This window comes from Flavobacterium sp. NPDC079362, from assembly GCF_050267765.1.
GTDB lineage: Bacteria > Bacteroidota > Bacteroidia > Flavobacteriales > Flavobacteriaceae > Flavobacterium > Flavobacterium azizsancarii.
This window is the reverse complement of sequence record NZ_JBNNFM010000026.1, coordinates 1-15,370: the sequence shown is the minus strand read 5'-3', so window position 1 is coordinate 15,370 and position 15,370 is coordinate 1. Positions and strand designations below refer to the sequence as shown.

The following is a 15,370-nucleotide window of genomic DNA, read 5'->3' as shown; positions in this document are numbered from 1 at the left end:
TTTTCTCCATTGGTCAAAAGAATTGTTTTCATTTTTTTAGCCACAAATTCCTCGAATTTTCACGAATTTATTCTGTAATATTTATTACGCTATGCTAACAGGTTTCTAAAACCTGTTAGATATTTTTTTCTCCATTGATCAAAAGAATTGTTGCCATTTTTTTTACCACAAATTCCGCACATTATCATATATATATTCCCTAACACTTTAAATGGGCAAAAAAATGCTATAAACATATTGTCCCGCCGGGACTTTGGAATCAATAACTTAAAAACATAAACATTACTATTATTCCAATTTACTTTAAACGTATCGGAAATTTCTGAATGGATTATATCGGTCTCTAATAAAATTCTAATTTTTTTCTAAAACATCTCTAATGGCTCCTCTTCGGGGCTTGTTCTATTTTTGCACCATCATAAACGGAAAATATTTTACGAAACAAAAAATTAAAAAAATGGATATCCCTCCTCTTCCCGGTAAACAAAAAATATAAATTTCACTTCTGCAGACATGTCATTGACTTTTTCGCAGCAGCGAATTAAAACCAAAAAAAATCATGTCGAAATCCTTTTTTTAAATTCCTCCACAAACGAAATGCTGATTAAATATTAGCAGAAAAAACCACAAAATTCAATCCTTAATGAGACTTGTACCTCAGCATTTTATAAGATATAGTCTTGTTATTGCCTAATAACAACAATCGCAGAACATATTATTTAAATCAATACTATTATGACAAATAAAAGAAAAACCAGCTGTAGAATACAGAGAACAAAAATCCAAAATCTAAAATTTGGATACCAAAAAATTTTATTAATCTTAATTACTGCAACCGCTTTTACAGCTTGTGGCAACAAAACGGAAACAAAAGGAACTGAAAATTTTTCTTTACAAAAAGATACCATTACTATTCCTGTAACCTCGATAATTGCTCCTAAAATAAAACTAGAAACTGTTAAAAACGAACCCTTTCAATTAGAATTAATAACAGCCGGAACAGTAAAAGCAATTCCAAATTCTTATGCCGAAATCGCGCCTCCATTTTCCGGCAGGGTTACAAAAATTTATTTAAAACTGGGAATGAAAACACAACCCGGAACGCCTCTTTTTGAGATGGTTTCCCCCGATTTTATTGATGCTCAAAAAAACTTTTTTCAGTCAAAATCTGCTTATCAAATTGCTAAACTTTCATTAAAACGCCAACAGGATTTAAAGACCAATGGTGTTGGTTCTCAAAAAGATCTTGAAGAAGCAGAAACAAATTTTGAGGTGAGTGAAAAAGAATATCAAAATGCGATAGCAAGCTTAAAAATATTTGGAGTCAATATCGATAAACTTGTTTTTGGTCAATCACTTGTAATCACCTCTCCTATTGCCGGAGAAATTATAACAAATGAAGTCGTAATGGGACAATACATAAAAGATGATGATGCCCCGAAAGCTAAAGTCGCCAATTTAAAAAAAGTTTGGGTTGTGGGTCAGGTTAAAGAAAAAGACATCCGTTTTATTCACGAATTAGATGGTGCAGAAATTCAGGTCGCTTCTTACCCTAATAAAAAAATTACAGGAAAGGTATACCATGTAGAAGAAATTGTGGACGAAGCTACCCGAAGCGTACAGGTTTTAATCGAATGTATTAATAATGATCACACCCTGAAACCGGGAATGTATGTAACCGTAAAATTTATCGACACACCCGTGAATACGCTCTTTGTTCCTGCTAAAGCTGTATTACAGTTTAATGACAAAAGCTTTGTTTTTGTTCAGATTGCAAAAGGAAAATATATGAGACGTTATGTCGAAACAGGAATTTCTGACAAAGGAAAAATAGCAATCTTATCCGGATTACAACCAAATGAAACCATCATAAGCGAAGGTGCTTTTTATCTGCTGGAAGCGAAATAGACTAAAAAGTATTCAGTCGCAGTGCTCAGTGTTCAGTGCTCAGTCACAGTCTCAAAAACTTAGCAACTCAGCAAATCAACAACTTAGAACCTTAGCAACTTAACAAACACTCGTATGAAAAAAAATATATTTGAAACAACAATAGCAAAACGCTGGCTCATTCTGGCTTTGTTTTTACTTCTATCCCTATTTGGCTACTATTCCTGGACAAAGCTCTCTGTAGAAGCTTACCCGGATATTGGCGATGTAACCTCGCAAGTAGTCACACAGGTCCCGGGTTTAGCTGCGGAAGAGATAGAACAACAAATCACGATTCCAATAGAACGCGCTATAAATGGTTTACCGGGCATGCATGTGATGCGAAGCAAAAGCACTTTTGGCCTATCTATGGTAACTATCGTTTTTGATGATGGAATCGAGGATTACTTCGCCCGAACCAGAATTCAGGAACGTTTGAACGATGTCGAATTACCTTATGGAGCAAAGCCTGGTTTAGACCCGCTTACCTCTCCTACAGGAGAAATATATCGTTACATCATTGAAAGTAAAAGCCATGACTTACGTGAATTAAGCGAGTTACAAGAATATACTATTATTCCAAGAATAAAACAGGTTTCAGGCATTGCCGATGTTACTAATTTTGGAGGGATCACAACTCAATATCAAATTGAATTGGATCCTCGAAAAATAGAACAATACGGTTTATCGCTAAGTGAAATAACGGAAACTATCGAAAAAAACAATGCCAATGTTGGCGGAAGTGTCATCGATCGTGGTGATCAGTCGTATGTAGTACGCGGAATTGGTTTAGTAAAAAATCTGGACGATATCGGTCGTATTGTAGTAAAATCAGTAAATGGTGTTCCTGTTTATTTAAATGATCTGGGGAAATTAAAATACGGCAATCTGGAGCGTAAAGGCGCCTTGGGATATACAGACAAACGCGGTGCAGATTATTCGGATAATATCGAAGGGATTGTGCTTTTGCTAAAAAACCAAAATCCATCAGTAGTGCTGAAAGGTGTAAACGAAGCTGTTGATGATTTAAACAAAAATTATCTTCCTGAAGGGGTTCAGATTCATGCCTTTTTAGACAGAACTGATTTAGTAGATACTACACTTACCACCGTTTCTCATACTTTATTAGAAGGAATGGCTTTGGTAATCATCGTATTAATTATTTTTCTAGGCAGCTGGAGAGGTGCATTATTAGTTGCAATTACAATCCCTATTTCGCTTTTAATTGCTTTTATCCTTATGAAACTTACCAATATTCCCGCCAACTTGCTTTCACTTGGAGCTATTGACTTTGGAATTATTGTAGATGGAGCTATTGTAATGATGGAAACCATCCTGAAAAAACGGGAAGACAATGAAAAGGAAGAACTCACCGAAAAAAGCGTAGCCTTTAGTGTAAAAAGCGTTGCGCGGCCTATCTTTTTTGCCACCTTGATTATCATAACAGCTTACCTGCCATTGTTTGCTTTTGAGCGGGTAGAGAAAAAGTTATTTACACCCATGGCATTTACCGTTGGCTACGCCCTTTTTGGTGCTTTATTGGCTGCATTACTACTAATTCCGGGACTGGCTTATTTTATCTATCGTAAGCCACAAAAAATGTATCATAATAAATGGCTGGATAAACTTACCGTTTCTTATCACAACGGAATTTTAAAAATAATGCAGGCTCCAAAAAAAGTTTTTGCTCCTTTGATTGCAGTACTGACTCTTGCCTTTATTCTTACCGTAATGGTAGGAAAAGATTTTTTACCGCCACTCGATGAAGGTTCCGTCTGGTTACAGGTTTCGTTGCCGCCGGGGATAACTTTAGAGAAATCAAAAGAAATGAGTGATACACTTCGTCATAGGACTTTAAAACATGAAGAAGTGACTTATATGATGGTACAATCAGGACGCAATGATGATGGAACTGATGCCTGGACACCTTCTCATTTCGAATGCAGTATTGGATTAAAACCTTATAGGGAATGGAAATCAGGTAAAACCAAAGCAGATTTAATCAAAGAGCTTGCTGCTGAATATGCGGCTATGCCAGGATACAATGTTGGTTTCTCGCAACCTATGATTGATGGTGTAATGGATAAAATCTCCGGAGCACACAGCGAATTGGTGGTAAAAATATACGGGGAAGATTATAAAGAAACCCGTCGAATTGCCGAAGATGTCATCAAAACGCTGGAAAGTGTAAAAGGGGCCGTTGACCTTGCTATCGATCAGGAACCTCCTTTACCGCAAATACAAGTTATTGCCGATCGCCAGAAAATCGCACAATACGGATTGAATGTAGACGATGTATCAGAATTAATAGAAGTAGCAATGGGCGGAAAAGCGGTTTCTCAGATTTTTGTAGGCAATAAAGTCTACGATATCATCACACGCTACAATGAAGAAAGCCGGAACACTCCTGAAAAAATTGGAAACCTGATGTTGACGAATTCCGAGGGTATTAAAATTCCGTTATCTCAGGTATGCGATATCAAACTCAATACAGGAGAAAGTACTATTGCCAGAGAAATGAACAAACGTCATCTTACGGTTCGGGTGAACTTAAGAGGTGCCGATTTAAGTTCTTTCCTCAGCGAAGCACAAGATAAAATCGAAAAGAATGTAAAATATGATCACGAACACTATAAAATAAAATGGGGCGGACAATTTGAAAATCAGGAACGAGCTTACAGTCATCTGGCAGTTATTGTACCGCTGGCACTTGCCTTAATGTTTGTGTTATTGTATGGGGCTTTTGGGAAATTTCGTCAGGCAGGATTGCTAATGAGTATTGTTCCTTTGGCATTATTTGGCGGAATGTTAGCACTTAATATTCGAGGTATGACCCTTAATGTATCATCGGCAGTTGGTTTTATTGCTTTGTTTGGCGTTGCAATCCAAAATGGGGTTATTATGATTTCACACATCAATCAGCTTCGAAAAAACGGAATGGCTTTACTCATCGCCGTAACAAATGGAGCAAAACAACGCTTTCGTCCCGTATTGATGACAGCAACTGTTGCCGTATTAGGATTATTACCTGCATCATTAGCAACAGGCATCGGCAGTGATGTACAAAGACCTTTGGCAACCGTAATTGTATACGGATTATTATTCTCTACAATCCTGACACTATTTGTTTTACCCGCTCTTTATTACCTCATCGAGAAGAAATTTGGTCAGGAAAACGAAGTATTAGAAAATAAAATCGACAATCAGAAAAATAATATATTATGATTAAAAATATAAAAACCAAATGGGTGATACTTTCGGTATTACTCACTATTTCGACTGTGTCAAATGCTCAGATTGACACCACATTTATACGAGTAAAAATGAATTATCCCGAGTTCTTATCCTTAGTAAATAAAAACAATTTAGGATATGCTGCCGAAAAATTTAATGTCAATATTGCCGAAGCGAATATCGAGGCCTCAAAAGTATTCCCTGATCCTGAACTGGCCATAGGCGCTAGTGATAACGGGCAGCGAAGAATGCAAATGGGTTATGGCTTTTCCACTGAAATAACTTGGACATTAGAACTGGGCGGAAAACGCAAAGCCCGAATAAACGTTGCAAAAAGTACCAACGAACTGACCAAAGCTTTACTGGAAGATTATTTTCGTAACCTGCGTGCCGATGCTACTTTAGAATACTTAACCAGCTTAAAACAAAAAGAAATATTCAAGGTGCAATTAAACTCCTATACTATTCTTAAAAACATTGCTGTAGCAGATAGTATTCGATTTAAGTTGGGAAGTATAGCCGAAATAGATGCGCGCCAAAGTAAACTCGAAGCCCATACTATGCTTAATGATGTGTACCAAAGTGAAGCGGATTGGAAAACTGCTTTACTCGAACTTGCTACTTTGACGGGGAATCAAAAAGCAGACACGCTGTATTCTCCCATTGGGGATTTAACAAATTTTGATCGCTTATTTAATTTGAACGAGCTTATTATTTCTGCCAAAAACAATCGAACTGATCTATTGGCAGCACTTAAAAACAAAAACGTATCGCAGGATGTTTTAAAACTAACTAAAGCAAACAGAATGCTGGACCTCGGCGTAAATATGGGTGTTGAAAGTACTTCTGTAGTTACTAATGTTGTAGCTCCTACTCCATCTACGAATGCAGTTTCTGCCGGTATTTCTATTCCTCTTAAATTTTCTAATCGGAATAAAGGAGAATTAAAAGCAGCCGAATATACGGTACAACAAGCCGAGATTTTGTACCAACAAACTGAATTGCAGATTCAGACAGAAGTTCGAAAGGCATGGTTAAATTATCTCACTACACAAAAACAAGTCCGACAATTTAATACCGGCTTACTGGCCGATGCGCAACGCCTCCTTGATGGAAAAATATACAGTTACAAACGTGGAGAAACCAGTTTACTCGAAGTTTTAAATGCCCAACGAACTTATAATGAAACACAACTTAATTATTATGAAACTCTCTACAATTATGCTGCTGCACTGGTTGAACTCGAAAAAACAGCTGGAATTTGGGATATTAATTTTTAGAAAAATATAGAAATAATGAAAAACACATATACAATCTGCTTTATGCTCTTTTTTATACTAAAAATCAGCGCGCAACAAGAAGGGTTAACTTTTGGAATAAGTGGCGGTATTAACCGAACTTCTTTGACGGGGAAAAATATAGATAATTTATCCAGTAATGGTTCTCAAAAAAGTATAACAGGACAGATTATAGGAATTACAATCGATAATAAAACATCCAAATATTTTGGTTTAAAACATGAACTATTCTATAGTCGGCAATTGATGACAATCAAAATTGATGATGGGATAAATCCTGAGTTTTCAAGCAAATTTAAACGTCAGTATATTGATATCTTTCCCGTTAGCCCCACTTTTTATTACAGAGGGTTACAAATTTATGCAGGACCTTATCTAGGATTGTTATTAAATGCGTCGGTACAGTATAAAGATGCCGATGGAAATACCTATACCGATAAATCTATTTATGGCAATGGCACAGCTTCAGAAAATTACAGCCAGAAAATGGATGCCGGATTTGTAACTGGTATTAATTATGAATTATCAAACGGAGTCACTATTGGAGGAAGATTTATTCGCGGCTTTGTCCCCATACTAGAAAATGCCGATACCCAACAACAATGGAAAATTTATAATGAAAGCTTCTCTGTTACACTCGGATACAGGTTTAAGGATAATTGATTGCTTTTGCCAATGAGTATAAATTAAACACGAATTTCACTAATTATCACTAATTTACTGTGGATTAACCCAGTTTGTGAAAATTCTTGAAATTCGTGTTCAATTTATATGCAGGCAGTGTTTTTTTTAAAACTCATACACTTGCATTTATTTTATCAGTACACTTTTATACTTCGCTATATTTTTCAGGACAATTCCAGTACCAACAACTACAGCCCTTAAAGGATCTTCGGCAATATAAACCGGTAAATCTGTTTTTTGTGATAATCTTTTGTCAAGGCCTCGTAACATTGCTCCTCCGCCTGCGAGATACAATCCCGTATTATAAATATCCGCTGATAATTCCGGTGGCGTCAAAGAAAGCGTTACCATAATAGCATCTTCAATTCTTTGTATTGACTTATCCAGCGCTCTTGCAATTTCTCTGTAAGTAACCTTAATCTCTTTAGGTTTTCCGGTAAGCAAATCCCTTCCGCGAACCGTCATGTCATCAGGGGCGTGTTCCAGTTCTTCCATTGCAGAACCAACCTGAATCTTTATCATCTCTGCAGAAGCATCTCCAATATACAAATTGTGCTGCGTTCTCATGTAATACAAAATATCATTAGTAAAAACATCACCTGCAATTTTTATCGACTTATCGCAAATTATTCCGCCAAGCGCAATCACTGCAATTTCTGTAGTTCCCCCGCCAATATCAACAATAAGATTTCCTTTAGGCAGCATTACATCCAGACCAATCCCAATCGCAGCCGCCATAGGTTCATGAATTAAAAAGACTTCTTTCCCGTTTACCCGTTCGCAAGATTCCTTTACGGCTCTCATTTCTACCTCAGTAATACCACTTGGAATACAGACTACCATTCGCAATGCGGGAGTAAAAAAGTTCTTCTTTAATTCAGGTATGTTTTTTATAAACCAGCTGATCATTTTCTCCGAAGCATCAAAATCTGCAATAACCCCATCTTTAAGCGGTCGGATTGTTTTTATATTTTCATGCGTTTTTCCCTGCATTAAACTTGCCTCTTTGCCTACCGCAATAATTTTTCCGTTTCTAATATCTCTTGCGACGATCGAAGGGCTGTCTACTACTATCTTTCCGTCATATATTATTAAAGTGTTAGCAGTACCCAAATCCATCGCTATCTCCGCCATCATAAAATCAAATAAACCCATAATATCGTTTTGTTTAAGAACGTCATTATAACTGTTTTATTCTCTGTATTATAAAATACAGGCACACAATATTATATTTAAGATATTCTTTAACATATTAGAAAATTAAAATTCCTACATATACTTGCCTGCCAAACAAAATTGTACTGCATAAAATTTGAAGCCTAAAATATAGAGAACCAATAAAAAATAAAAAATTATCCTATGAACTAAAAAATTGGACTACAAAAAGAGAAAACTATCAAAATTAAAGAAAACGTTAAGATGCTATAAATAAGTTAATTTAATATTATCATCTTTCTAATTGTGATTTTTTAAAGAAAATTTAATAAACATTCAATTCCCAAATTACTATATTTGGCGCCATATTACCTATAAGCACATCTATTTAGATATCCAAAAGCAAAGAATGCCCGTTCAACTATGAAACATCTTAAGTTCATATCTCTTATTTTAGTATTCGTGCTTACATTTGTTGGCTGCATAGAATATTATCAATATCCTTCTGAACTGCATTACAATCAGTCACAGGATCTTTTTATGGCTTCTGATATTCCTCAGGTAGAATCTTCTACAATCTCATTATCCAGCGATCTGGACATTCATTTTGTAGTAAAGAAAAACCTTAAAAATCGTAATGGAAGCTCAGTAAGCTGCATCTTAAAAAACTTTTACAACAACAAGTTAGTTCACTTTAAGATCTTAAAAAATGGTCTGATCTACGGTATTACCTCAATATACCAGTGTCAGCAACACACCCACCTCCATCTGTATCAACTTTTCTAGAATTTTATTATTTCCTGTTTTTAGCTATAGAATCCTTTCTGTAATGGCATTTTATGTCCTTTATTTTTAAAGAATATGTAAGCTCTAAAAATAGTTTTCAAGAACCGTACTGCCTGTAAAGGCAGCATCCGGCGCGCTTTCCATTTTCAAAATTCAGTTCACTACGACTCCCTGTAAATCATTATAAGGGAGGCGATATATTTATATAAAATTTTAAAAATCAATTATGATCATTAGTAAAAATCAAAGTCTCTTGTACAGTTTATCATTCTTAGTTCTAATCTCTTGCGGGGATAAAACAAAAAAAGATTCCGACAATATAAAAACACTGCCAGTATATAAAATTACCTTAACAGACACTATAGTTTCAAACAAGTTTGTTGCTGATGTTCATGCAAAAAACAATGTCGAAATCCATGTGCGCATACCGGGATTGCTGGATAAAGTTTTTATCAGCGAAGGTCAAAAAGTAAAAAAAGGGCAACTTCTTTTTAAAATCAGCGACGCAGAACTCCAAATACAGCTTCTAAAAGCTCAGGCAGTGTATAAAAACACAATGGCCGATCTTCGAATTGCAACTGTAGAACTTGAACAGGCACAAACGCTGTACAATAAAAAAGTAATTGCGAGTCAGGAATTAGAATTATCCAAAGCAAAACACGATGCCGCATCAGCTAAAGTGGCTCATGCTGCCGCAGAAAAAAAATCGATCAATCAGCAAATAAGTTTTACTACAATACGTGCTCCTTTCGAAGGAACAATAGACCGTATTCCGTTTAAGGAAGGAAGTCTTGTCGAAAACGGTTCGCTCCTTACAACACTTTCGCAGCTAGACGATGTATATGCCTATTTCTCTATCCCTGAAAATACTTATTTCGAAATGATGGCAGACAAAAGCCTTAATACCAATGGAGATATCAAACTGGTATTGCCAAACGGAAAAGTATACGATCATAAAGGAGAACTGAAAACTGCCGATGGAGATATTGACAGACAAACCGGTTCTATTCAATACAAAGCTAAATTCAGTAATCCACAAGGATTTATAAAACACGGAACATCCGGAAATTTAATTATTTCAGAACCAAGAACTAATGTTGTTTTAATACCTCACAAAGCTGTTTTTTCTATTCAGGACAAGCAATTTGTCTTCGTTGTCAACAAAGAAGGCATCGTAAAGATGACCAATATAACCATTGCAAGCACTCTTGATGATGTCTACATTCTAAACAAAGGTTTGAAAAAAGATGACCTTATTGTTCAGGAAGGAACACAATCACTAAGAGACGGCGACAAAATAAACATGAAACAAATGCAAAGCGTAAGCTTGTAATTAATTACAATTAAAAAGATATAAAATGATAGAGTTATTTATCAGGAGAAAAATATTATCATTAATCATTTCGGTTATGATAGTTCTCCTCGGAATATTAGCCTTGTTCCAATTGCCTATAACACAATTTCCGGATATTGTTCCCCCGTCAGTAACCGTAACAGCAAAATATACCGGAGCCAATGCCGAAGTATCCGTCAATGCCGTTGCATTACCTCTAGAGCGCGCCATAAACGGTGTGCCGGGAATGACGTATATGTCTACTGTAACATCAAATGATGGTCTCACCCTTATACAGGTGTTTTTTGAAGTAGGAACTGATCCTGATCTGGCTGCGGTAAACGTACAAAACAGGGTAACGACCATACTCGATGAACTTCCCGAAGAAGTGATTCGGGCCGGAGTAACTACAGAAAAAGAAGTAAACAGTATGTTGATGTACCTGAATATTACCAGTACGGATGACATTCAGGACGAACAGTTTATTTTTAATTTCACAGATATCAACATTCTTCAGGAACTAAAGCGTATTGATGGTGTAGGACGTGCCGAAATAATGGGACAAAAAGAGTACTCGATGAGGGTATGGCTTGATCCTCAAAAAATGCTTTCGTATAATATCTCTGCAAATGAAGTTATAAGTTCACTGCAAAAGCAAAACATCTCTGCTGCTCCCGGTAAAGTGGGTGAAGGATCAGGACAATTGGACAGTCAGCTGCAATATGTAATCAAATATGGCGGAAAATTCTATGAGCCAAAACAGTATGAAGAAATACCACTTAGAGCAAATTCAGATGGTACGGTTTTAAAATTAAAAGATATCTCAAAGATCGAATTAGGATCTATGAGTTACGGAATGGTTTCAAAAACTGACGGAAAACCTTCTGCTTCGATCATGCTAAAACAGCGCCCGGGCTCTAATGCCTCTGAAGTAATTGCAAGCGTAAAAGCGAAAATGGCAGAACTAAAAGGAACTTCTTTTCCTCCGGGAATGAATTATAATATTGCTTATGATGTATCCCGTTTTCTTGATGCTTCTATCGACGAAGTTTTAAAAACACTTATAGAAGCTTTTATTCTTGTAGCCTTTGTGGTTTTTATATTCCTGCAAGACTGGCGTTCTACGCTTATTCCTGTATTGGCCGTACCTGTGGCATTAATTGGTTCTTTTACTTTTATGTCAATGATGGGATTTTCTATCAACCTTTTGACACTTTTTGCCTTGGTACTATCGATAGGAATCGTCGTCGACAATGCCATCGTGGTAGTTGAAGCCGTTCACGTTAAAATTACCGAAGAACATATGGATCCGTTGCCGGCCACCATAAGCGCCATGAAAGAAATCACGGGTGCTGTTATTGCAATTACCATTGTTATGGCTGCCGTATTTATACCTGTAGCTTTCCTGAGCGGTCCAGTTGGGGTTTTCTATAGGCAATTTTCGCTGACAATGGCGATTAGTATTGTAATTTCTGGTATTAATGCCCTTACTCTTACCCCTGCTTTATGTGCCATAATGCTTAGGCCGCATGATCCTAATAAACCGAAAACGTCTCTATTGGATCGTTTCTTTGCCCGATTTAATAAATGGTTCGACAAAATCACTTCACAATACATCAGAGTACTTTCAAAATTTGCAGATCGCAGTTCTATAACCATAGGTCTTTTGGTTTTATTCTGCGCGCTTACCTGGGGAACATCTGTATTTTTGCCTTCAGGATTTATCCCGTCAGAAGATCAGGGAATGGTCTATGTGAATGTTACTACTCCGCAAGGCGCAACAGTAGAACGTACAGAAAAAGTACTTGATGAGGTAACACGTATTGCAAAAGAAATCGAAGGTGTAGATAATGTCACAACACTTGCCGGTTACAGCATTGTAACAGAAATTGCAGGAGCTTCTTATGGTATGGGAATGATCAACCTGAAAGACTGGAGTGACAGAAATATATCTGTAAATGAATTCATTACCAAACTAACCCAGAAAACAAAAGGAATTTCTGATGCGCAGATCGAGGTTTTTGCCCCTCCTACAGTTCCCGGATTTGGTAATACCAGTGGTTTTGAATTGCGTTTGCTTGATAAATCAGGTGGTCCAATCAGTAACACAGATGAGGTAACGAGAAACTTTATAAAAGAATTAAATGCGTCTCCGGAAATACAAAACTCATTTACAAGTTTTGATGCCACTTTTCCTCAATATCTCATACATATTGATTATGATCAGGCCGCCAAAAAAGGAATTTCTGTAGACAATGCCATGTCAACTTTACAAACTATGTTAGGTTCCTTTTATGCGACAAACTTTATCCGTTTTTCTCAAATGTATAAAGTAATGGTGCAAGCGAGTCCTCAGTTTCGAAAAAATCCCGAAAGTATCCTGGACATGTATCTTAAAAATGATTCCGGAGAAATGGTTCCGTTCTCGACCTTCGTAAAACTCGAACGCGTTTATGGTCCTGAAGTGCTTACTCGTTATAATATGTACATGTCTGCCATGATTAATGGTGAACCGGCTGCAGGTTATAGCTCAGGAGATGCCATTGCAGCTGTTGAGAAACTTGCCGCAGAAAAACTCCCAAATAAGTTCGAACTCGAATGGTCCGGTATGACACGCGAAGAAATTCTGTCAGGAAACCAGACCATATACATTTTTGCATTGTGTCTGCTTTTTGTCTACTTATTGCTTGCCGCCCAATACGAAAGTTTATTACTTCCGTTTCCTGTACTTTTATCTCTTCCTGTGGGTGTTTTTGGTTCTTATCTCGCCCTTGTCATCGTGGGATTAGACAATAATATTTATGCTCAGGTCGCACTGGTAATGCTTATAGGACTGCTGGCCAAAAATGCAATTCTTATTGTTGAGTTTGCAATGGCTCAGAACAAAGAAGGTCAAGGCATTACTGAGGCTGCAATAGAAGGCGCGAGACTTCGTTTCAGACCTATTTTAATGACTTCATTTGCTTTTATCTCCGGGCTTATTCCTTTGTGTATCGCTTCAGGAGCAGGTGCAATTGGTAACCGTTCTATTGGTACCGCCGCAGCCGGAGGAATGTTCATAGGAACTGTTTTTGGGCTTATTATTATCCCGGGACTTTATATCCTGTTTGCTAAAATGGAAAAAGCTATGAAAAAATAAACATAAACAATGAAAAATTCAATCAATAGATCCCTCACAATGATAAGACCTTTGGTACGTACTAAAGAGAACTTAAATTATTTTTTAATACTAACATCCTTCATGCTTTTATTAGCCTGTTCTGCCCCTAAAGTGGCAGAACAGCAAAAGGCAAAAGCACTGCCTGCAAACTTTGATGCCAAAAATAAAAAAACAGCAGACAGTCTTGAAGCCTTTATTCCTTTAAAAACAGATACCTATTTTAAAGATCCCAAATTAAAAAAATTACTCGATAAAGCCGTTGCTCAAAATCCTGACTATCTCATCATGCAGGAAAGAATAGCAATTGCCAATTCACATCTAAAAGTGGCTAAACTTGCTTTATTACCTTCATTTGACATTCAGGCAGATTTGTCAGGAACACGTTATGGTAAATATACAATGGATGGCGTAGGAAATTTTGATACCAATCTTTCGCAAAATATAACCGATAAACAAAGGATTGCCACAGATGTAACCCCAAACTTATTTCTGGCAGGAAAAGTATCCTGGGAAGCGGATATATGGGGAAAATTAAGCAACCGCAAAAAAGCAGCACGTCAGAGGTATTTTGCATCAAAAGAAGGAATGAGGTTATTGCAAACCAAACTCTTAACAGACATTGCAGAGCTTTACTATAAACTTGTTGCGCTCGATAAGCAGGCGATTATTTATAAAAAAAACCTAGTCACCCAGCAACACGCCCTTGATATTATTTCGGCCCAAAGATCAGTTGGTAAAGCAACAGAATTAGCCGTACAGCAATTTAATGCGCAAAATAATAATATCCTTGCCGAAGCTGATCAATTGTACCTGAGCATAGACCAGACTGAAAAAGCTTTATTGAACCTTCTGGGAGAATATGGCGGTACTATCGAAAGAAGTACTGATTTTTTATCAGGACATCTCGAAGTATTAAATCAAAAAATTAGTGTAGATTCCATCATCCATAACAGGCCTGATGTGTCTGAAGCTTATTTTGAATTATCGGCCACAAATGCAGATGCCAAAGCGGCGCGTGCTGCTTTTTTCCCAAGTCTGAATCTTGGAGCTTACGGCGGACTTAACTCTTTTTCTTTTTCTACCTTTTTTGAACCCAAATCGCTCGCCTGGCAAATGCTTGGAGGTCTTTCTGCACCAATTTTTAACAAAGGACAAATCAAACAAGAGTTTTTTATCGCTAACAAAAAACAGCAGATTACATTTCTTCAGTATCAAAATACGATCACAATTGCTTATAATGAACTAAGTGCTTTGTTGCATCGAACAGAAGCATTTCAGAATGTATTAGCGCATAAATCAAAAGAGATCGAACATCTTGAAATAGCAGTAAATGTTTCAAATGATTTGTATTTGAGCGGTTACGCCAATTATCTCGAAATAATTAGTGCCCAGAAAAACAAACTTCAGGCTGAACTTGATTTTGTTGAGATACAATTAAAGAATGCCGACTCGCAGGTTTTACTGTACAAAGCTTTAGGAGGAGGAATAAATTAAACGATTAAGATTGCTTCAAAAGCACTTTTTTTTAATTAAATTTGAAGTTATAAAAGAGGAACTCTCAATACCCTGAGAGTTCCTCTTTTTGTTTTTTTACAGGAAAACCGAAAAATATTGGTTCATATCCAAACGGAAATACTAGTGGAATCGCTTCTTCGGAAATGACAAAAATTGAGAGTATGATCATCTTTGTCAAAGTTCAAAACCAAGAGTGTAAGGAACTTTCTTTCATGTATTGAATGTTTCTAATTTACTAGGATCCCCACCACAATGTATTACTACTTGTTGAATGATTTC

Annotated in this window: 9 protein-coding genes; 8 read left to right on the top strand and 1 reads right to left on the bottom strand. The window is 36.6% G+C overall.

Annotation, left to right across the window (positions count from 1 at the left end; translation table 11 throughout):
* Window positions 1–735 precede the first annotated feature (735 nt).
* The 4 genes from ACQKCJ_RS18675 to ACQKCJ_RS18660 all read left to right on the top strand — a co-directional run bounded on the left by ACQKCJ_RS18675 (window position 736) and on the right by ACQKCJ_RS18660 (window position 7,121).
* The gene (locus ACQKCJ_RS18675) at window positions 736–1,908 is read left to right on the top strand and encodes an efflux RND transporter periplasmic adaptor subunit (RefSeq protein ID WP_427402646.1); all 1,173 of its coding nucleotides are present in this window, start codon (window positions 736–738) and stop codon (window positions 1,906–1,908) included.
* 114 nt (window positions 1,909–2,022) lie between these two features.
* Window positions 2,023–5,151 carry an efflux RND transporter permease subunit gene (locus ACQKCJ_RS18670; protein WP_271336827.1) on the top strand — a complete coding sequence of 1,043 codons (3,129 nt, stop codon included), beginning with the start codon at window positions 2,023–2,025 and terminating at the stop codon, window positions 5,149–5,151.
* Complete coding sequence (locus ACQKCJ_RS18665; protein WP_271336826.1) at window positions 5,148–6,440, top strand: TolC family protein; 1,293 nt, start codon at window positions 5,148–5,150, stop codon at window positions 6,438–6,440. Before ACQKCJ_RS18670 ends, ACQKCJ_RS18665 begins: the two co-directional genes overlap by 4 nt.
* A gap of 15 nt (window positions 6,441–6,455) precedes the next feature.
* Window positions 6,456–7,121, top strand: a complete 666-nt coding sequence (locus ACQKCJ_RS18660) for an outer membrane beta-barrel protein (RefSeq protein WP_427402645.1) — start codon at window positions 6,456–6,458, stop codon at window positions 7,119–7,121.
* A 147-nt stretch (window positions 7,122–7,268) separates the two neighbouring features.
* Here the strand turns inward: ACQKCJ_RS18660 and ACQKCJ_RS18655 are convergent, their stop codons facing one another.
* Window positions 7,269–8,297 (bottom strand): rod shape-determining protein, encoded by a 1,029-nt coding sequence (locus tag ACQKCJ_RS18655; RefSeq protein WP_427402644.1) that lies wholly within the window; start codon window positions 8,295–8,297, stop codon window positions 7,269–7,271.
* A gap of 423 nt (window positions 8,298–8,720) precedes the next feature.
* On the opposite strand from ACQKCJ_RS18655, the gene ACQKCJ_RS18650 reads away from it, so the two are divergent.
* From ACQKCJ_RS18650 to ACQKCJ_RS18635, 4 genes are all read left to right on the top strand, one after another.
* Window positions 8,721–9,083, top strand: coding sequence for a hypothetical protein (locus tag ACQKCJ_RS18650; RefSeq protein WP_427402643.1), 363 nt, complete (start codon window positions 8,721–8,723; stop codon window positions 9,081–9,083).
* A 226-nt stretch (window positions 9,084–9,309) separates the two neighbouring features.
* Window positions 9,310–10,416 carry an efflux RND transporter periplasmic adaptor subunit gene (locus tag ACQKCJ_RS18645; RefSeq protein WP_427402642.1) on the top strand — a complete coding sequence of 369 codons (1,107 nt, stop codon included), beginning with the start codon at window positions 9,310–9,312 and terminating at the stop codon, window positions 10,414–10,416.
* A 25-nt stretch (window positions 10,417–10,441) separates the two neighbouring features.
* Window positions 10,442–13,555 (top strand): efflux RND transporter permease subunit, encoded by a 3,114-nt coding sequence (locus ACQKCJ_RS18640; protein ID WP_271336820.1) that lies wholly within the window; start codon window positions 10,442–10,444, stop codon window positions 13,553–13,555.
* A gap of 9 nt (window positions 13,556–13,564) precedes the next feature.
* Window positions 13,565–15,070: a TolC family protein gene (locus ACQKCJ_RS18635; protein WP_427402641.1), complete on the top strand. Its 1,506-nt coding sequence runs from the start codon at window positions 13,565–13,567 to the stop codon at window positions 15,068–15,070.
* The last annotated feature ends 300 nt before the right edge of the window (window positions 15,071–15,370 follow it).